The sequence below is a fragment of the Burkholderia sp. APQ4-4ca genome, assembly GCF_057837105.1.
Genome location: NZ_JBYQCG010000237.1, coordinates 28,232 through 45,877, shown reverse-complemented (window position 1 = coordinate 45,877; position 17,646 = coordinate 28,232). Strand labels below are relative to the sequence as shown.

General features: G+C 68.8%; 16 protein-coding genes and 1 pseudogene. 14 read left to right on the top strand and 3 right to left on the bottom strand.

Annotated features, from left to right (window positions below; all coding sequences use genetic code 11):
* The 13 genes and pseudogenes from AC3IFE_RS30745 to AC3IFE_RS30685 all read left to right on the top strand — a co-directional run.
* Nucleotides 1-894 (top strand): annotated as a pseudogene (locus AC3IFE_RS30745) (peptidase S10); the annotation flags it as partial.
* Between the two features lie 79 nt (nucleotides 895-973).
* The gene (locus tag AC3IFE_RS30740) at nucleotides 974-1,372 is read left to right on the top strand and encodes an EF-hand domain-containing protein (RefSeq protein WP_301737982.1); all 399 of its coding nucleotides are present in this window, start codon (nucleotides 974-976) and stop codon (nucleotides 1,370-1,372) included.
* Between the two features lie 349 nt (nucleotides 1,373-1,721).
* Nucleotides 1,722-2,621, top strand: a complete 900-nt coding sequence (locus tag AC3IFE_RS30735; protein ID WP_489194010.1) for an IclR family transcriptional regulator — start codon at nucleotides 1,722-1,724, stop codon at nucleotides 2,619-2,621.
* Nucleotides 2,618-3,643, top strand: a complete 1,026-nt coding sequence (locus tag AC3IFE_RS30730; protein ID WP_489194008.1) for a 2-dehydro-3-deoxygalactonokinase — start codon at nucleotides 2,618-2,620, stop codon at nucleotides 3,641-3,643. Before AC3IFE_RS30735 ends, AC3IFE_RS30730 begins: the two co-directional genes overlap by 4 nt.
* Before the next feature lie 22 nt (nucleotides 3,644-3,665).
* Nucleotides 3,666-4,343 (top strand): 2-dehydro-3-deoxy-6-phosphogalactonate aldolase, encoded by a 678-nt coding sequence (locus tag AC3IFE_RS30725; RefSeq protein ID WP_489194006.1) that lies wholly within the window; start codon nucleotides 3,666-3,668, stop codon nucleotides 4,341-4,343.
* Entirely contained in the window at nucleotides 4,343-5,122 is a 780-nt protein-coding gene (locus tag AC3IFE_RS30720) for an SDR family oxidoreductase (RefSeq protein ID WP_089467883.1), read from the top strand. The genes AC3IFE_RS30725 and AC3IFE_RS30720 overlap by 1 nt, the downstream gene beginning before the upstream one ends.
* A 111-nt stretch (nucleotides 5,123-5,233) precedes the next feature.
* Nucleotides 5,234-6,229 (top strand): arabinose ABC transporter substrate-binding protein, encoded by a 996-nt coding sequence (locus AC3IFE_RS30715; RefSeq protein WP_089466643.1) that lies wholly within the window; start codon nucleotides 5,234-5,236, stop codon nucleotides 6,227-6,229.
* 67 nt (nucleotides 6,230-6,296) lie between these two features.
* Nucleotides 6,297-7,808 (top strand): L-arabinose ABC transporter ATP-binding protein AraG, encoded by a 1,512-nt coding sequence (gene araG, locus AC3IFE_RS30710; RefSeq protein ID WP_089466644.1) that lies wholly within the window; start codon nucleotides 6,297-6,299, stop codon nucleotides 7,806-7,808.
* A gap of 88 nt (nucleotides 7,809-7,896) precedes the next feature.
* The gene (araH, locus tag AC3IFE_RS30705) at nucleotides 7,897-8,913 is read left to right on the top strand and encodes an L-arabinose ABC transporter permease AraH (RefSeq protein WP_089434525.1); all 1,017 of its coding nucleotides are present in this window, start codon (nucleotides 7,897-7,899) and stop codon (nucleotides 8,911-8,913) included.
* A gap of 29 nt (nucleotides 8,914-8,942) precedes the next feature.
* On the top strand, nucleotides 8,943-9,752 hold the full coding sequence (locus AC3IFE_RS30700) for an SDR family NAD(P)-dependent oxidoreductase (protein WP_489194002.1): 810 nt from the start codon (nucleotides 8,943-8,945) through the stop codon (nucleotides 9,750-9,752).
* A 49-nt stretch (nucleotides 9,753-9,801) separates the two neighbouring features.
* Nucleotides 9,802-10,863 (top strand): aldose 1-epimerase, encoded by a 1,062-nt coding sequence (locus tag AC3IFE_RS30695; RefSeq protein WP_489194000.1) that lies wholly within the window; start codon nucleotides 9,802-9,804, stop codon nucleotides 10,861-10,863.
* 39 nt (nucleotides 10,864-10,902) lie between these two features.
* The gene (pyrF, locus tag AC3IFE_RS30690; RefSeq protein WP_089466647.1) at nucleotides 10,903-11,730 is read left to right on the top strand and encodes an orotidine-5'-phosphate decarboxylase; all 828 of its coding nucleotides are present in this window, start codon (nucleotides 10,903-10,905) and stop codon (nucleotides 11,728-11,730) included.
* A 198-nt stretch (nucleotides 11,731-11,928) separates the two neighbouring features.
* Nucleotides 11,929-12,987 carry a phosphorylcholine phosphatase gene (locus AC3IFE_RS30685; protein ID WP_089466648.1) on the top strand — a complete coding sequence of 353 codons (1,059 nt, stop codon included), beginning with the start codon at nucleotides 11,929-11,931 and terminating at the stop codon, nucleotides 12,985-12,987.
* 33 nt (nucleotides 12,988-13,020) lie between these two features.
* Here AC3IFE_RS30685 and AC3IFE_RS30680 read toward each other — a convergent pair whose 3' ends face one another.
* Genes AC3IFE_RS30680 through thiL form a run of 3 tightly spaced genes read right to left on the bottom strand, consistent with a single transcriptional unit; the run spans nucleotide 13,021 to nucleotide 15,077 of the window.
* Nucleotides 13,021-13,521 carry a CinA family protein gene (locus tag AC3IFE_RS30680; protein ID WP_089466649.1) on the bottom strand — a complete coding sequence of 167 codons (501 nt, stop codon included), beginning with the start codon at nucleotides 13,519-13,521 and terminating at the stop codon, nucleotides 13,021-13,023.
* 31 nt (nucleotides 13,522-13,552) lie between these two features.
* Nucleotides 13,553-14,089, bottom strand: coding sequence for a phosphatidylglycerophosphatase A family protein (locus AC3IFE_RS30675; RefSeq protein WP_489193997.1), 537 nt, complete (start codon nucleotides 14,087-14,089; stop codon nucleotides 13,553-13,555).
* Entirely contained in the window at nucleotides 14,079-15,077 is a 999-nt protein-coding gene (gene thiL / locus AC3IFE_RS30670; RefSeq protein WP_489193995.1) for a thiamine-phosphate kinase, read from the bottom strand. Before thiL ends, AC3IFE_RS30675 begins: the two co-directional genes overlap by 11 nt.
* Nucleotides 15,078-15,211: 134 nt before the next feature.
* On the opposite strand from thiL, the gene AC3IFE_RS30665 reads away from it, so the two are divergent.
* On the top strand, nucleotides 15,212-17,554 hold the full coding sequence (locus AC3IFE_RS30665) for an NADP-dependent malic enzyme (protein WP_367620028.1): 2,343 nt from the start codon (nucleotides 15,212-15,214) through the stop codon (nucleotides 17,552-17,554).
* Nucleotides 17,555-17,646 lie beyond the last annotated feature (92 nt).

Below are 17,646 nucleotides of genomic sequence, written 5' to 3'. Positions count from 1 at the left end.
GACGTGCTCGCGAACCTGCTCGAGACGGCCGGCGTGAAGCTCGACGGCATCGTGCTGCAGTCATCGATCCTGAACTACAACACGAACTGCGACATGGCGAGCGACTATGTCGGCAACTCGAACAACGGCGCGAGCCCGGTGAGCTGCGCGGGCTTCGTGCCGTCGTACGGCACGGTCGGCGCGTACTACCAGCTCGACAACCCGAACCCGTCGAACCTGCCGCAGTATGCGGACCAGATGCGCCTGCTGACGGCCGGCAGCTACGCGCCCGCCGTGAACGCATACCTCGCGAGCCATACGCCGCCGCCGCCGAATCTCGTCACGACGATGGCGAATTCGACCGGCGTGAAGCAGACGTTGTGGAATGCGGACTTCAACGTCGTGCCGACCTTCTTCGACAACAGCTTCCAGTTGTCGCTGCTGCCGGGCACGCTGATCGGCCGCTACGACGCGCGCGTGAACGTGCCCGTGTCGAGCCCGCTCGCGGCCGACGGCGATCCGTCCAGCTCGTTCATCACGAAGCCGTTCACCGACACGATCGGCAGCTACCTGCCGAACGAGCTGAAGTACACCGCGCAGTCGGCCTACTCGGTAAGCAGCAATGCGATCAACACGTGGGACTGGACGCACGACGGCCTCGCGATGCCCGACACGATCCCCGATCTGGCCGCGGCGCTGACGCTGAACCCGGCGCTGAAGGTGCTGTCGCTGAACGGGTATCACGACATCGCGACGCCGTTCTACCAGACCGAGCTCGACCTCGCGCGGCTCGGCACGCAGCCGAACCTGACGATCAAGGACTATCAGGGCGGGCACATGGTCTATCTCGACGATACGTCGCGTCCGCAGGAGAAAGCCGACCTCGTGACCTTCTACAACGCGGCCGCGCACTGATGCGCAACGCCGGCGACGGGCGCCCGGGGCGGCGCCGCTCGCCGGCCGTCGACGACCTCATTCCAGACTGGAGCCTGACATGAAGAATCGTTTCATCGTTGTTGCCGCGGCACTCGCATGCGTCGGCACCGCCGCATCCCTTTCCGCGTTCGCGCAGGCGAGCGACGCCGTCGCGCCGGCGCGTGCGCGCCAGGCGCAGCTCGGCGATCCGTACGTGCCGCCGGCCGCGCGCCACCCGACCGCCGGCACGCAGACGACCGGCGCCGCGCTGCATGCGCAGGTGGTGCGCAAGCTCGCGCGGCAGTTCAGCGCGGCCGACACGCAGAACACGGGTTCGATCACCGAGTCGCAGGCGCGCGCGGCCGGCCTCGGCTATGTCGCGAATCACTTCCGGCAGATCGACGCGGGCGGCAGCGGCCGCGTGTCGTTCGCCGACGTCCAGCGTTACATGCAGGCGCGCAGCACGAGCCAGCAGTAAGCGCGGGGCGGCGTGAACAAACGGGGGCGGAACCTGCGACACGGCAGGTCCCGCCCCCGTGCGCATGGCGCGGCCGGCGCAGCGGGCCCGCCGCCGATTCTGCCTGGATTCTCATTATCTGGACAACGCATTCAAATATTGGAGACGAGTGCGTGCGCTCCTACAATCCGAAGCACATCGACAGCTTCGGACCCACGCATCGCGCGGCGCCCGTCGCACACGGAGACACCTTCCATGAAGTTCGCCGGGCGCCTTACTCGGTGCATCGACCGCCGCCACGCCGCCGCACCGGACGCAGTTCCGGCGCCGCGCGAGCGGCTTCACCGATTCCGTTGAAGACGCCCGTTCCATGACCAAGATGCCAGACTCCCTTGCCCTCGACGCCCGGCGCGCGATGCCGGCCGATACGTCGCTGACCGACAGCATCGGCGCGACCAGCACGCCGCTCGACCTCGCCGCGCAGCAGGCCGGCACGCAGACGCTGCTGCGCGGCCTCGCGATCCTCGAGGCGATCGCGAACGGCGCGCGCGACATGCGTGCGATCGGCGCCGCGCTCGGCACGACGCGCAGCACGACGCACCGGCTCGTCAGCAGCCTCGTGCAGGCGCGCTATCTGCGCCAGGTGCAGGGCGGCTACCTGCTCGGCCCGAAGCTGATCGAGCTCGGCACGATCGCGCTCGAGCAGATGCCGCTCACCGCGGTGGCGCGTCCGCATCTGGAAGCGCTCGCGGAAGCGACGCTCGACACGATCCACCTCGGCGTGCGCGACGGCGACGACGTGCTGTACATCGACAAGATTGCCGGCACGCGCGGCCTCGAGATGCGCTCGCGCGTCGGCCACCGGATGCCGCTCGCGTCGACCGGCATCGGCAAGGCGATGATGCTCGACCTCGATCCAGACCTGTGGCGCTCGCTGTTCGAGGCCGCGCGGCGCGCGCTGGCCGGCGTCAACTTCAAGCCCGACAACCGGCCCGAGACGAGCGCGTTCCTGCAGCGCATGGCCCATTACGCGGCCGGCGGCTATACGTTCGATCTCGAGGAAAACGAGGCGTCGATCCGCTGCGTGGCCGCGCCGATCCGCGATGCGTCGGGTGCGATCGTCGCGGCGGTGTCGGTCGCGAGCACGATTCCGTACATGCCGCACGACCGCATGGACGAACTGATTCCGCTCGTGCAGCGCGAAGCGCGAGCCATTTCCGCGGAACTGGGCTGGAGCCCGCCGCAGGGTACCCGCAGGATCAAACGATGACGACTTCGACCCGGCCCGCTCCGGATGCCAGTTCCGCCTCCCCGTCGCTGATCGCGCTCGACTGGGGCACCACGTCGCTGCGCGCGTATCTGTACGACGCGCACGGCGTGCCGATCGACACGCGCAGCCGGGCGGCCGGCGTGATGCACATGCCGGGCGGCGGCGCGCGCGCGTTCGACGCGGTGTTCGAGGAAGCGTGCGGCGACTGGCTCGACCGTACGCCCGGCCTGCCGGTGCTCGCCGCCGGGATGGTCGGCAGCGCGCAGGGCTGGCGCGAGGCACCGTACGTCGCGGTGCCGGCCGGCGCCGACGCGCTCGTCGCGGGCCTCATCACGGTGACGACGGCGCGCGGCGCGACGGTCTCGATCGTGCCGGGCGTGATCGCGACGGGCGAATTGCCCGACGTGATGCGCGGCGAAGAAACGCAAATCGTCGGCGCGCTCGCGAGCGATCCCTCGCTTGGCGCCGATCGTTCAGGCGTACTGATCGGCCTGCCGGGCACGCATGCGAAATGGGCGTGGGTGAAGGACGGGCTGATCGAACGCTTCCAGACCTTCATGACCGGCGAGCTGTTTGCGGTGCTGCGCGACCACACGATCCTCGGCCGCACGATGCGCGCGAGCGAATCGCCCGATCGCGCGGCGTTCTTGCGCGGCGTGGCGGTCGCACGCGGCGCGCAGCGCACGGGCCTGCTCGCGACGATCTTCAGCACGCGCACGCTGGGGCTGACCGACCGGCTCGCGCCCGATGCGCAGGGCGACTATCTGTCCGGCCTGCTGATCGGCCATGAGCTCAACGCGCTCGACGCGATGCTCGCGGAGCGCGGCATCGCGCTCGCGGACCAGCCGCTGCTGCTGATCGGCGACGACGGCTTGTGCTCGCGCTACGTCGATGCGCTGCGGGTATTCGGCCATGCGCATGCGCGTGTCGCCCCGCATGCGACCGAGCGCGGCCTGTGGCGGATCGCGTCGCGCGCCGGGCTCGTGCGCGCGGACGGCGAACCCGTCTGTGCCGACCAGTGAACTGCTTGAAGAGGAATTGCCGATGCCGTCCGACCTGACCTTGCCCGCACCGTACACGCCCCACGCCGCGTTGATGCGCGCGTTCGATGCGTGTCCGCTGATCGCGATCATGCGCGGCATCACGCCCGCCGAAGCGGCCGACCATGGCCGGGCGCTGTACGAAGCCGGCTTCCGGATCGTCGAGGTGCCGCTCAACTCGCCCGATCCGTTCGACAGCATCGCGGCGCTGCGCCGCGCGCTGCCCGACGACATGATCGTCGGCGCGGGCACCGTGCTGCGCGCCGAGTACGTCGATCGCGTGCAGGACGCGGGCGGCGCGCTGATCGTGATGCCGCACAGCGACGCGGCGGTGATCCGCCGGGCGCGCGAGCGCGGGCTGGCGAGCGCGCCGGGCGTCGCGACGCCGACCGAAGCGTTCGCGGCGCTGACGAACGGCGCCGACGTGCTGAAGATGTTCCCGGCCGAGCAGCTCGGCGTGACGGTCGTGAAGGCGTGGCGCGCGGTGATCGATCGCGCGGTGCCGCTGATTCCGGTCGGCGGCATTTCGCCGGACAACATGCAGCCGTTCCTCGCGGCCGGCGCGAACGGCTTCGGGCTCGGCTCGGCGCTGTACCGGCCGGGCCAGTCGGCCGACACGACCGCGGCGAATGCGCGCGCGTTCCAGGCCGGCTTGCGCGCGGCGCGCGGCGGAGCCGCATGATGGGCCGCCTCGCGGGCAAGGTCGCGATGGTGACGGGCGCGGGCCGCGGCATCGGCGCCGCGATCGCGCGTGCGTTCGTGCGTGAAGGCGCGGCCGTCGCGCTCGTCGATCTCGACTTCCCGCAGGCGCAGCACACGGCTGCCGCGATCGCACACGAATGCGACGGCGCGCGCGTGCTGCCGCTGCACGCGGACGTCGCGCGGCAGCAGGCGGTGCGCGACGCGCTCGCGCAGGCGGAAGCGGCATTCGGCCCGCTCGACGTGCTCGTGAACAACGCGGGCATCAACGTGTTCGCCGATCCGCTGACGATGACCGACGACGACTGGCGCCGCTGCTTCGCGGTCGATCTCGACGGCGTATGGCACGGCTGCCGCGCGGCGCTGGAGGGCATGGTCGAGCGCGGCCGCGGCAGCATCGTGAACATCGCGTCGACGCATGCGTTCAGGATCATCCCGGGCTGCTTTCCGTACCCGGTCGCGAAGCACGGCGTGCTCGGCCTCACGCGTGCGCTCGGCATCGAATACGCGGCGCGCAACGTACGCGTGAATGCGATCGCGCCGGGTTACATCGAGACGCAACTGACGCGCGACTGGTGGGACGCGCAGCCCGATCCGGCCGCCGCGCGCGCCGAGACGCTCGCGCTGCAGCCGATGAAGCGCATCGGGAAACCGGAGGAGGTCGCGATGACGGCCGTGTTCCTCGCGTCCGACGAGGCGCCGTTCATCAATGCCGCGTGCATCACCGTCGACGGCGGGCGCGCGGCGCTGTATCACGACTGACGCGATTGACGTAACGATTCGAAAGACCGCACGTGCGAGAGCCGCGCGCACGCTGCGTCGAAACCAACAAGCGGCTGCATCCTGTTCGATGAAAACAAGGAGACACTGGAGATGAAACGCAGAACGTTCGTAACGCTGGCCGCCGCGGCGGCAGTGGTGATGGGCAGCCCGGTCGCGCACGCGGCCGACCCGGTCAAGATCGGCTTCCTCGTGAAGCAGCCGGAAGAGCCGTGGTTCCAGGACGAATGGAAATTCGCCGAGATCGCCGCTAAGCAGAAGGGTTTCACGCTCGTGAAGATCGGCGCGCCGTCCGGCGAGAAGGTGATGAGCGCGATCGACAACCTGTCCGCGCAGAAGGCGCAGGGCTTCATCATCTGCACGCCCGACGTGAAGCTCGGGCCGGGCATCGTCGCGAAGGCGAAGTCGCACAACCTGAAGATGATGACGGTCGACGACCGCCTCGTCGACGGCGCGGGCAAGCCGATCGAGTCGGTGCCGCACATGGGGATTTCGGCCTACAACATCGGCAAGCAGGTCGGCGACGGCATCGCGGCCGAGATCAAGAAGCGCGGCTGGGACATGAAGGACGTCGGCGCGATCGACATCACCTACGAGCAGCTGCCGACCGCGCACGACCGCACGAGCGGCGCGACCGACGCACTGGTGGCCGCGGGCTTCCCGAAGGCCAACGTGGTCGCGGCGCCGCAGGCGAAGACCGACACCGAGAACGCGTTCAACGCGGCGAACATCGCGCTCACGAAGAACCCGCAGTTCAAGCACTGGGTCGCGTACGGCCTGAACGACGAGGCCGTGCTCGGCGCGGTGCGCGCGGCCGAAGGGCGCGGCTTCAAGGCCGACAACATGATCGGCATCGGCATCGGCGGTTCCGATTCGGCGTTGAACGAGTTCAAGAAGCCGCAGCCGACGGGCTTCTACGGCACCGTGATCATCAGCCCGAAGCGCCACGGCGAGGAAACCTCGGACCTGATGTACACGTGGATCACGCAAGGCAAGGCGCCGCCGCCGTTGACGCTGACGACGGGCATGCTCGCGACGCGCGAGAACGTGTCGAAGGTGCGCGAGGAGATGGGGCTCGCATCGAAGTAAGCGGCCCGCCGGCTGACGCGGCGACGCGGCGGCCGGCGGTCGATGGATCCGGAAGTGGGGAGACGACGTGTCAGCGGCACTGCGTTTTGACAATATCGGCAAGGTATTTCCCGGCGTGCGCGCACTCGACGGTATTTCGTTCGACGTGCATGCGGGCGAGGTGCATGGCCTGATGGGCGAGAACGGCGCGGGCAAGTCGACGCTGCTGAAGATTCTCGGCGGCGAATACCAGCCCGATACGGGCAGCGTGCTGGTCGACGGCCAGCCCGTGCAGTTCGCGAATGCGGCCGCGTCGATCGCGGCCGGCATCGCGGTGATTCACCAGGAATTGCAGTACGTGCCCGACCTGACGGTCGCGGAAAACCTGCTGCTCGGCCGCCTGCCGAACGCGTTCGGCTGGGTCAGGAAGCGCGAGGCGAAGCGTTACGTGCGCGAGCGGCTCGCCGAGATGGGTGTCGATCTCGATCCCGACGCGCGGCTCGGGCGGCTGTCGATCGCGCAGCGGCAGATGGTCGAGATCTGCAAGGCGCTGATGCGCAATGCGCGCGTGATCGCGCTCGACGAACCGACGAGCTCGCTGTCGCATCGCGAGACGGAAGTGCTGTTCAAGCTGGTCGACGACCTGCGCGCGCAAGGCCGTGCGCTGATCTACATCTCGCACCGGATGGACGAGATCTATCGGCTGTGCGATGCATGCACGATCTTTCGCGACGGGCGCAAGATCGCGTCGCACGAAGCGCTGGCCGACGTGCCGCGCGAGCGGCTCGTCGCCGAGATGGTCGGGCGCGAGATCGCGGACATCTACCATTACGCGCCGCGCGCGCTCGGCGACGTGCGGTTCTCCGCCGAAGGCATCGACGGCCCGGCGCTGCGCGAACCAGCGAGCTTCTCGGTGCGCGCGGGCGAGATCGTCGGCTTCTTCGGGCTCGTCGGCGCGGGCCGCAGCGAGCTGATGCGGCTCGTGTACGGCGCGGACCGCCGGCGCGCGGGCGTGCTGACGCTCGACGGCAAGCGCATCGACGTGAAGCGCACCGGCGACGCGATCCGCCACGGCATCGTGCTGTGCCCCGAGGACCGCAAGGAAGAAGGGATCATCGCGATCGCGTCGGTCGCGGAGAACATCAACATCAGTTGCCGCCGCCATTCGCTGCGCGCCGGCCTCTTCATCAACGGCAAGGCCGAAAGCGCGACGGCCGACCGCTTCATCCAGCGGCTGAAGATCAAGACGCCGAACCGGCGGCAGAAGATCCGGTTCCTGTCGGGCGGCAACCAGCAGAAGGCGATCCTGTCGCGCTGGCTCGCGGAGCCCGACCTGAAGGTCGTGATCCTCGACGAGCCGACGCGCGGAATCGACGTCGGCGCGAAGCACGAGATCTACGACGTGATCTACCGGCTCGCGGAGCGCGGCTGCGCGATCGTGATGGTGTCGTCGGAACTGCCGGAAGTGCTCGGCGTGTCCGACCGCATCGTCGTGATGCGCGAAGGCCGGATCGCCGGCGAGCTGCCGCGCGAACAGGCGAACGAGCACGCGGTGCTGAACCTCGCGCTGCCGCAGACGAGCGCGGCCGAGGCGGCCTGACGCGGCCGGCTACGTCCGGACAAGCCCGGGACATTCGAATCGAACACGCGCGGCGCGGGCCGCGCGATGCAGGAGCAGGAGACACACCATGCAAGCCAACGAAAACCTTGCCAGCGCCGCCGTGAAGCCGTCGGCCGATGCGCTGGTTCCGCAGCAGAGCGACCGCCAGAAGTGGTGGCAGCATCTGACCGAATACAGCCTGATCGCGATCTTCGCGGTGATGTTCATCACGATGTCGCTGACCGTCGATCACTTCTTCTCGATCGACAACATGCTCGGCCTCGCGCTGTCGATCTCGCAGATCGGCATGGTCGCGTGCACGATGATGTTCTGTCTCGCGTCGCGCGACTTCGACCTGTCGATCGGCTCGACGGTCGCGTTCTCGGGCGTGCTATGCGCGATGGTGCTGAACGCGACCGACAACACGTTCGTCGCGATCGTCGCGGCGGTCGCGGCCGGCGCGGCGATCGGCTTCGTGAACGGCGCGGTGATCGCGTACCTGCGCATCAACGCGCTGATCACGACGCTCGCGACGATGGAGATCGTGCGCGGGCTCGGCTTCATCGTGTCGAAGGGGCAGGCGGTGGGCGTGTCGTCGGATACGTTCATCGCGCTCGGCGGGCTGTCGATGTTCGGCGTGTCGCTGCCGATCTGGGTCACGCTGCTGTGCTTCATCGGGTTCGGCGTGCTGCTGAACCAGACCGTCTATGGCCGCAACACGCTCGCGATCGGCGGCAACCCGGAAGCGTCGCGGCTCGCGGGGATCAACGTCGAACGCACGCGCGTGTACATCTTCCTGATCCAGGGCGCGGTGACCGCGCTCGCGGGCGTGATTCTCGCGTCGCGCATCACGTCGGGCCAGCCGAACGCCGCGCAGGGCTTCGAGCTGAACGTGATCTCCGCATGCGTGCTCGGCGGCGTGTCGCTGATGGGCGGCCGCGCGACGATCTCGGGCGTCGTGATCGGCGTGCTGATCATGGGCACCGTCGAGAACGTGATGAACCTGCTGAACATCGACGCGTTCTACCAGTACCTGGTGCGCGGCGCGATCCTGCTCGCGGCCGTGCTGCTCGACCAGTTGAAGAACCGCGGCGTACGCGACTGACCCGACCTGCTTCCACGGAGACGATCCGCATGACCATCGACACATCCGCGCAGGGCACGCCCGCGGCGGCGAGCGACGCGCGCTATGCGCGCTACCCGAGCCTCGAGGATCGCGCGGTGCTGATCACGGGCGGCGCGACCGGCATCGGCGCGTCGTTCGTCGAGCACTTCGCCGAACAGGGCGCGCGCGTCGCGTTCGTCGACCTCGACGCGGCGGCCGGCGCCGCGCTCGCCGAACGCCTCGCGCACGTGCGCCACGCGCCGCTGTTCCTGTCCTGCGACCTGACCGACGTCGACGCGCTGCGCCGCGCGATCGACGCGATCCGCGCGCGCATCGGCGCGATCGCGGTGCTCGTGAACAACGCGGCGAACGACGCACGCCATGCGATCGGCGACGTGACGCCCGCGTCGTTCGATGCGGGCATCGCGGTGAACCTGCGTCACCAGTTCTTCGCCGCGCAGGCGGTGATCGACGACATGAAGCGGCAGGGCGGCGGCTCGATCGTCAATCTCGGCTCGATCAGCTGGATGCTGAAGAACGGCGGCTATCCCGTCTACGTGATGGCGAAGGCGGCCGTGCAGGGCCTGACGCGCGGCCTCGCGCGCGATCTCGGCCCGTTCGGCATCCGCGTGAATTCGCTGGTGCCCGGCTGGGTGATGACCGACAAGCAGCGCCGGCTGTGGCTCGACGACGCGGGCCGCGCGGCGATCAAGGCTGGCCAGTGCATCGACGCCGAATTGCTGCCGGACGACCTCGCCCGGATGGCGCTGTTTCTCGCGGCCGACGACAGCCGGATGATCACCGCGCAGGACGTGATCGTCGACGGCGGCTGGGCCTGACCGCTCGCACGACCTGCATCGTTTCTTCGACGAAGGAAAGGAGCTCACCATGACCGCCACGTCCTCGCGCGCATCGTCGTCCACCAGCCAGTCGCGCCGCGCGCGCCTGGCCGCCGCCGCCCAGCCGGTCAGCCCCGGCCCGCAGACGGCCGTGTTCGCGCAGGGCGTCGGCGCCGCGCCCGCGGCGGTCGTCACGCTGTCGAACGCGTCGCTGCGGCTCGACGTGCTGCCGCACCTCGGCGGCGGCATCGCGCGCTTCGACTGGCGCGGCGAGAACGGCGCGCTGATGCCGGTGTTCCGCCGGTGCGAGCACCCGGAGACGGCGACGGACCCGAACGAGCTCGCGTGCTATCCGCTGCTGCCGTACTCGAATCGGATCGGCGACGGGCGCTTCGAATGCGACGGGCGCAAGGTCGCCGTGCCGCGCAACCGCCGCGACGAGCCGCTGCCGATTCACGGCGACGGCTGGCTCGCGCCGTGGCAGGTGGACGATGCGACCGACACGTCGCTGCAACTGTCGCTCGACCGCGCCGCCGGCGCGCCGTACGCGTTCCGCGCGATCCAGTCGTTCGAACTCGACGACGCGACGCTGTCGATCGCGCTGACGATCGAGAACGCGGGGCGCACGCGGCTGCCGTTCGGGCTCGGCGTGCATCCGTTCCTCGTGCGCGATGCGGTGACGGAACTCGCCGCGGCGGCGGGCGGGCTGTGGCTGTCGGGCGCGGATTTCCTGCCGGTGCGGCACGTCAGCGTGCCGCCGGCCTGGCAGTTCGGCGTCGCGTATCCGCTGCCGGCCACGCTCGTCAATCACGCGTTTACCGGCTGGGGCGGCCATGCGACGGTGAGCTGGCCGCGCCGCCGCCTGTCGCTGACCGTCGCGGCCGACGCCGACGCGTACGTGCTCTATACGCCGCCGGGCGAGGATTTCTTCTGCTTCGAGCCGGTCGACCATCCGATCAACGCGGTGAACCTGCCGGGCGGCGCGACCGCGCACGGGATGACGCTGCTCGCGCCCGGCGAGCGGCTGACGCGGCGTTTCGCGTTCACCGTCGGGCGCACCGATGCGCGCAGCAATGCCGCGACGCGCGAGGGACGCCGGCGACACGGGTAAAATACGCGGTCTACCAACGGTCTGCCGCGAGTATCCGCCATGTCTTCCCCGCTTACTTTCATTGAATCGCTGCGCGCCGCGTGGCAGCGCACGAATTCGCTGCTGTGCGTCGGCCTCGATCCCGAGCCGTCGCGCTTTCCCGTGCAGTTCGACGGCCAGCCCGACGCGATCTTCGAATTCTGCCGGCAGATCGTCGATGCGACCGCGCAGTACGCGAGCGCGTTCAAGCCGCAGATCGCGTATTTCGCCGCGCATCGCGCCGAAGACCAGCTCGAGCGGCTGATCGCGCATATCCATCTCCAGCATCCGGGCCTGCCCGTGATCCTCGACGCGAAGCGCGGCGACATCGGCAGCACGGCCGAGCAGTACGCGCGCGAAGCGTTCGAGCGCTATCGCGCCGATGCCGTCACGGTGAACCCGTACATGGGCTACGACTCGGTCGAGCCGTACTTCGAGCACGAAGGCAAGGGCGTGATCGTGCTGTGCCGCACGTCGAACCCGGGCGGCTCGGACCTGCAGTTCCTCGATACGAACGGGCGGCCGCTGTATCAGGTCGTGGCCGATCTCGCGGCGAACAAGTGGAACGCGAAGAACGGCCAGCTCGGCCTCGTGGTCGGCGCGACGTTCCCGAAGGAAATCGAGGTCGTGCGCGGAATCGTCGGCGACATGCCGCTCCTGATCCCCGGCATCGGCGCGCAGGGCGGCGACGTGCAGGCGACCGTCAACGCGGGCCGCACGGCCGACGGCACCGGGATGATGATCAACTCGTCGCGGGCGATCCTGTACGCGAGCAAGGGTGAGGATTTCGCCGAAGCCGCCGCGCTCGCCGCGCAGAAGACGCGCGACACGATCAACGCGCATCGCTGAAATACGGGCCGCCCGGTCGGGCGGCCTCGCATCGCCGGCCCCGCGTTCGCGGGCCGCGCGCTTTCATCGCGTGATCGCCGTTCTGGCGCACGCGAACAACTTCCCGTCGCTTCCGTATGGCATGCGCGCAATTTAGTCGCGCGATGCTGCTGCTTGTCACCGATCCGTCACAAAAATGTCAAGAAAAGGAGCGACGCCATGCCCAAGCTGTCCCGCCGTCTGCTGAGCGCGTTCGCCGCGTCGCTGTGCATGACGTTCGCCCATGCGGCGGATCTGTCGCACTGGCCGGCCGACAGCGCGAAGGCGCTGAACGCGATGATCGCCGCGCACGCGAACCGCGGCGACTACGCGGTGTTCGATGCCGACAACACGACCTACCGCTACGACCTCGAGGAAGCGCTGCTGCCGTATCTCGAGAACCGCGGCGTGCTGACGCGCGATTCGCTCGACCCGTCGCTGAAACTGATCCCGTTCAAGGATTCCGCCGACTACCAGGAATCGCTCACGAGCTACTACTACCGGCTCTGCGAGATCGACGATCTGGTCTGCTATCCGTGGATCGCGCAGGCGTTCGCCGGGCAGTCGCTCGCCGACCTGAAGCGCCATATCGACGCGATGCTCGCCGACGGCAAGCCGATCCCGATCCGTTACTGGCAGGGCGACAAGGTGGTGGACGGCACGGTGAATCCGCCGCGCTTCTTCCGCGGGATGCAGGAGCTGTACAACGCGCTGCGCGAAAACGGCATCGACGTCTACGTGATGACGGCGGCCCACGAGGAGCTCGCGCGGCTCGTGCTGTCGGACCCGAAGTACGGCTACAACGTGAAGCCGCAGAACGTGATCGGCGTGACGACGCTGCTGCGCAACCCCGCGACGGGCGCGCTGACGACGTCGCGGCTGCAGATCAAGGCCGGCAAGTACGACGAGGCCGCGAACCGCAATCTCGTGATCACGCCGTTCCTGATGAACCCGATGACGTGGTACGAAGGCAAGCTCGGTTCGATCGTCGGGTGGATCGACCAGTGGAAGAAGCCGGTGCTCGTCGCGGGCGACACGCCGACGTCCGACGGCTACATGCTGCTGAACGCGACCGACGTCGCGCGCGGCGGCGTGCGCGTGTGGGTCAACAAGAAGGACAAGCAGATGGCGCAGATCCGCGCGTGGTCGGACGAATCGGCCGCGAAGCAGAAGGCGCTCGGCCTGCCGGTGACGGCGGACAAGAACTGGATCGTCGTGAAACCCGACGCGATCCAGTAAGCGAGCAGGGCGCGTCACGCGCGCCCCGCCCGATCAGCGTTCGCGTTCGTCGAGCAGCTTGAGCAGCCCGCGCAGCGCATGCGCGGCCGCCTGCGTGCGGATCTGTTCGCGGTCGCCCTTGAACACGAGCGTTTCGACGTCGGTATGCAGCCGGTTGCTCCAGCCGAACGATACGGTGCCGACCGGCTTCTTCTCGCTGCCGCCGCCCGGGCCCGCGATGCCGGTGACGGACAGCGCGACCTGCGCGCGGCTGTTGCGCAGCGCGCCTTCGGCCATCGCACGCGCGACGGGCTCGCTGACGGCGCCGTGCTTGTCGATCAGGTCGGACGGCACGCCGATCATCTCGATCTTGGCCTGGTTCGAATACGTGACGAAGCCGCGCTCGAACCACTGGCTGCTGCCGGAAATGTCGGTGATTGCCGCGGCGATCAGGCCGCCGGTGCAGGATTCGGCGGTGGCGAGCGTCAGGTGCTCGTCACGCAACTTGTTGCCTGCGCGGATCGCAAGCTGATGGACGACGGAATCGGTTGGCATGCGCGTCGGGAAACGGAAGTCGGGAAATCGGTCAGCCGGCGACGGAGCGCCACAGGGCGATCACGAGCAGCGTCATGAACGCGGCGACGAGATCGTCAACCATGATGCCGAGCCCGCCTTTCAGGCGGCGGTCGAAGTAGCGGATCGGCGGCGGCTTGAGCATGTCGAAGAAGCGGAACGCGACGAACGCCCACAGCTGGCCGACGAAGGTCGCGGGCGTGACGAACAGCATCACGAGCCAGATCGCGACGATCTCGTCCCAGACGATGGCGCCCGGATCGGCCACACCGGCCTTCCTCGCGGTGAAACCGGTGACCCAGGCGCCCGCCACGAAGCCGACGGCGATCAGCGCCCACCACTCGGGCACCGTCAGGTAGCGGTTGAGCACGACGAACGTGAGCCAGCCGAACAGCGAGCCGAAGGTGCCGGGCATGATCGGCGCGAGCCCGCTGCCGAAGCCGAGCGACACGATGTGCGCCGGGTGCGACAGCATGAAGCGGGCCGTCGTGCGGGTCGGCGCGGCGCCGGGCTCGGCCGCGGCGTGCGCGGGCGTCGGATCAGTCTGCATGGAAGTGGTCGAAACCGTGCAACGTGAGAGCGAGGGGCGCGCCGGCGGCGTCGCGCCACGCGATGGCGGGTTGCGCCGACGGCGCGGACAACGCGCGTATTGTACCGATTCGCGTGACCGGCACGCCGGCCGCGGCGCCCGCCGCTTCGACCGCCGCGCGGGCGGCGAGCGGCGCCGTGAAGCACAGTTCGTAGTCGTCGCCGCCGGCCAGCGTGCAGCGGCGCTGCACGTCGGCCGGCAGCGTCGCGAGCGCGGCCGAGCGCGGCACCGCGTCGGCGTCGATCTCGGCGCGCACGTTCGAGCGCGTCAGGATGTGCTGGAGATCGCCGGCGAGGCCGTCGGAGAGATCGAGCGCCGCGTGCGCGACGCCCGCGAGCGCCAGGCCGAGCGCGACGCGCGGCTCGGGGCGCTCCAGCGCGTGCCGGAATGCGGCGGCTTCATCCGCGCCGGCCGTCCATTCGCCGCGGGCGACGCCGAGCCCCGCGCGCGCATCGCCGAGCGTGCCGGACACCCATACGTCGTCGCCGTCGCGCGCGGCATCGCGCCGCAGCGCCGCGTCGGGCGCGACTTCGCCGAACACGGTCACGCACAGGTTCAGCGGCCCGCTCGTCGTGTCGCCGCCGATCAGTTCGCAGCCGTATCGCTCGGCCAGCGCGAACAGGCCGTCGCCGAACGCCTCGAGCCACGCCGCGTCGGCGCGCGGCAGCGCGCAGGCGAGCGTGAAGGCGCGCGGCTCGGCGCCCATCGCCGCGAGGTCCGACAGATTGACCGCGAGCGTCTTGTGGCCGAGCGCGTCCGGCGCGACGTCGGCGAAGAAGTGGCGGCCTTCCACCAGCATGTCCGTCGAAATGGCCAGCAATTTCCCGGATCGGGGCGCGATCAGCGCGCAATCGTCGCCGATGCCGAGCGTCGACGCGCGGGCGCCCTGCGCGGCGCGGCGCGTGAAGAAGCGTTCGATCAGCGAAAACTCGGAGAGGGCGGCTGGCACGGCGGGCGATCCGAAACGGTTGAAGGAGCGGCATTGTACGAGGCGGGCGGCGGCGCGCCTGTACCATCCAGTTCATTTTTGTCGCGGCTGTCGCACCCGAATCGCCGGTCTGGCGGCCGATGATTGGCGCTACAATGCCGTCGAACAGTTATTCTAATCCGCCCGTCACGAGACACATGTCTACCCAAGCCTCCTCCAAAGCCAAGCTCCGCGAAGCCGCGCTCGACTATCACGAATTTCCGACCCCCGGCAAAATCGCGATCGCCCCGACCAAGCAGATGATCAACCAGCGCGACCTCGCGCTCGCGTATTCGCCGGGCGTGGCGTTCGCGTGCGAGGAGATCGTCGAGAATCCGCTGAACGCCGCGCGCTTCACCGCGCGCAGCAACCTGGTCGGCGTCGTGACGAACGGCACGGCGGTGCTCGGTCTCGGCAACATCGGCCCGCTCGCGTCGAAGCCGGTGATGGAAGGCAAGGCCGTGCTGTTCAAGAAGTTCGCGGGCATCGACGTGTTCGACATCGAGCTGAACGAGTCGGACCCGCACAAGCTCGTCGACGTGATCGCCGCGCTGGAGCCGACCTTCGGCGGCATCAACCTCGAAGACATCAAGGCGCCGGACTGCTTCATCGTCGAGCGCGAAGCGCGCAAGCGGATGAAGATCCCGGTGTTCCACGACGACCAGCACGGCACCGCGATCGTCGTGGCCGCGGCCGTCACGAACGGGCTGAAGGTCGTCAACAAGGACATCAAGAAGGTCAAGCTGGTCGCATCCGGCGCCGGCGCGGCCGCGCTCGCGTGTCTGGATCTGCTGGTCGACATCGGCCTGCCGCTCGAGAACATCACGGTGACCGACCTGGCCGGCGTGGTCTACAAGGGCCGCACCGAGCTGATGGATCCGGACAAGGAGCGTTTCGCGCGCGAAACCGACGCCCGCACGCTGGCCGAAGTGATCGACGGCGCGGACATCTTCCTCGGCCTGTCGGCCGCCGGCGTGTTGAAGCAGGAGATGGTGAAGGGCATGGCCGAGCGCCCGCTGATCCTCGCGCTCGCGAACCCGACGCCGGAAATCCTGCCGGAAGCGGCGCTCGAAGTGCGCCCCGACGCGATTCTCGCGACCGGCCGCACCGACTACCCGAACCAGGTCAACAACGTCCTGTGCTTCCCGTTCATCTTCCGCGGCGCGCTCGACGTCGGCGCGACGACGATCACGCGTGAAATGGAGATCGCGGCCGTCAATGCGATCGCCGAACTCGCACAGCACGAGCAGAGCGACATCGTCGCGACCGCGTACGGCATCCAGGATCTGTCCTTCGGGCCCGAATACCTGATTCCGAAGCCGTTCGATCCGCGCCTGATCGTGAAGATCGCGCCGGCCGTCGCGCAGGCCGCGATGGACGGCGGCGTCGCGACGCGCCCGATCGAGGACATGGACGCGTACAAGCAGCATCTGCAGCAGTTCGTGTATCACAGCGGCACGACGATGAAGCCGATCTTCCAGATCGCGCGCGCCGCGCCGGAAGAGAAGAAGCGCGTCGTGTTCGCGGAAGGCGAGGAAGAGCGCGTGTTGCGCGCCGTTCAGATCATCGTCGACGAAAAACTCGCGAAGCCGATCCTGATCGGCCGCCCGTCGGTGATCGAGCATCGCATTCAGCGCTACGGCCTGCGCCTCACGCCCGGCACCGATTTCACGGTCGTCAACACCGAGCACGACGAGCGCTACCGCGACTTCTGGCAGACGTACCACAAGATGATGGCGCGCAAGGGCATCAGCGAGCAGCTCGCGCGCGTCGAAATGCGCCGCCGCACGACGCTGATCGGCTCCATGCTGGTGAAGAAAGGCGAAGCGGACGGAATGATCTGCGGCACGATCAGCACCACGCACCGCCACTTGCACTTCATCGACCAGGTGATCGGCAAGCGTCCGGGCTGCAGCGTGTACGCGGCGATGAACGGCCTCGTGCTGCCTGGCCGCCAGATTTTCCTTGTGGATACGCACGTGAACGTTGATCCGACCCCGGAAGAGCTGGCCGAGATCACGATCATGGCCGCGGAAGAAGTGCGCCGCTTCGGCATCGAGCCGAAGGTCGCGCTGCTGTCGCATTCGAATTTCGGCACGAGCAATGCCCCTTCGGCGAAGAAGATGCGCGATACGCTCGCGATCCTGCAGGAAACCGCGCCGGATCTGAAGGTGGACGGCGAAATGCATGGCGACGTCGCGCTCGACGCCGCGCTGCGCAAGGAAATCCTGCCGGAATCGACGCTGGAGGGCGACGCGAACCTGCTGATCCTGCCGAACATCGACGCGGCGAACATCGCGTACAACCTGCTGAAGACGGCCGCGGGCAACAATATCGCGATCGGGCCGATCCTGCTGGGCGCCGCGGAGCCGGTGCACGTGCTGACCGAATCGGCGACCGTTCGTCGCATCGTCAACATGGCGGCGCTGCTGGTCGCCGACGTCAACGCCGCGCGCTGAGCCGGAACGAGCACGCGGCGCCGGTCGAAGCGGCGCCGCGCGTCGGGCGAAATTGTAAACAAAGGCAAAAAGAGGCGTGCCCGCAAGGGGCA

What these genes read in the sequence shown, in the direction of transcription:
- AC3IFE_RS30685 (WP_089466648.1), top strand. Translation starts at nt 11,929, where the DNA reads ATGCCCAAGCTGTCCCGCCGTCTGCTGAGCGCGTTCGCCGCGTCGCTG.
- AC3IFE_RS30730 (WP_489194008.1), top strand. Translation starts at nt 2,618, where the DNA reads ATGACGACTTCGACCCGGCCCGCTCCGGATGCCAGTTCCGCCTCCCCG.
- araH (WP_089434525.1), top strand. Translation starts at nt 7,897, where the DNA reads ATGCAAGCCAACGAAAACCTTGCCAGCGCCGCCGTGAAGCCGTCGGCC.
- AC3IFE_RS30720 (WP_089467883.1), top strand. Translation starts at nt 4,343, where the DNA reads ATGGGCCGCCTCGCGGGCAAGGTCGCGATGGTGACGGGCGCGGGCCGC.
- AC3IFE_RS30675 (WP_489193997.1), bottom strand. Translation starts at nt 14,089, where the DNA reads ATGCAGACTGATCCGACGCCCGCGCACGCCGCGGCCGAGCCCGGCGCC.
- pyrF (WP_089466647.1), top strand. Translation starts at nt 10,903, where the DNA reads ATGTCTTCCCCGCTTACTTTCATTGAATCGCTGCGCGCCGCGTGGCAG.
- AC3IFE_RS30725 (WP_489194006.1), top strand. Translation starts at nt 3,666, where the DNA reads ATGCCGTCCGACCTGACCTTGCCCGCACCGTACACGCCCCACGCCGCG.
- AC3IFE_RS30700 (WP_489194002.1), top strand. Translation starts at nt 8,943, where the DNA reads ATGACCATCGACACATCCGCGCAGGGCACGCCCGCGGCGGCGAGCGAC.
- AC3IFE_RS30715 (WP_089466643.1), top strand. Translation starts at nt 5,234, where the DNA reads ATGAAACGCAGAACGTTCGTAACGCTGGCCGCCGCGGCGGCAGTGGTG.
- AC3IFE_RS30740 (WP_301737982.1), top strand. Translation starts at nt 974, where the DNA reads ATGAAGAATCGTTTCATCGTTGTTGCCGCGGCACTCGCATGCGTCGGC.
- AC3IFE_RS30735 (WP_489194010.1), top strand. Translation starts at nt 1,722, where the DNA reads ATGACCAAGATGCCAGACTCCCTTGCCCTCGACGCCCGGCGCGCGATG.
- AC3IFE_RS30680 (WP_089466649.1), bottom strand. Translation starts at nt 13,521, where the DNA reads ATGCCAACCGATTCCGTCGTCCATCAGCTTGCGATCCGCGCAGGCAAC.
- AC3IFE_RS30665 (WP_367620028.1), top strand. Translation starts at nt 15,212, where the DNA reads ATGCCGTCGAACAGTTATTCTAATCCGCCCGTCACGAGACACATGTCT.
- AC3IFE_RS30695 (WP_489194000.1), top strand. Translation starts at nt 9,802, where the DNA reads ATGACCGCCACGTCCTCGCGCGCATCGTCGTCCACCAGCCAGTCGCGC.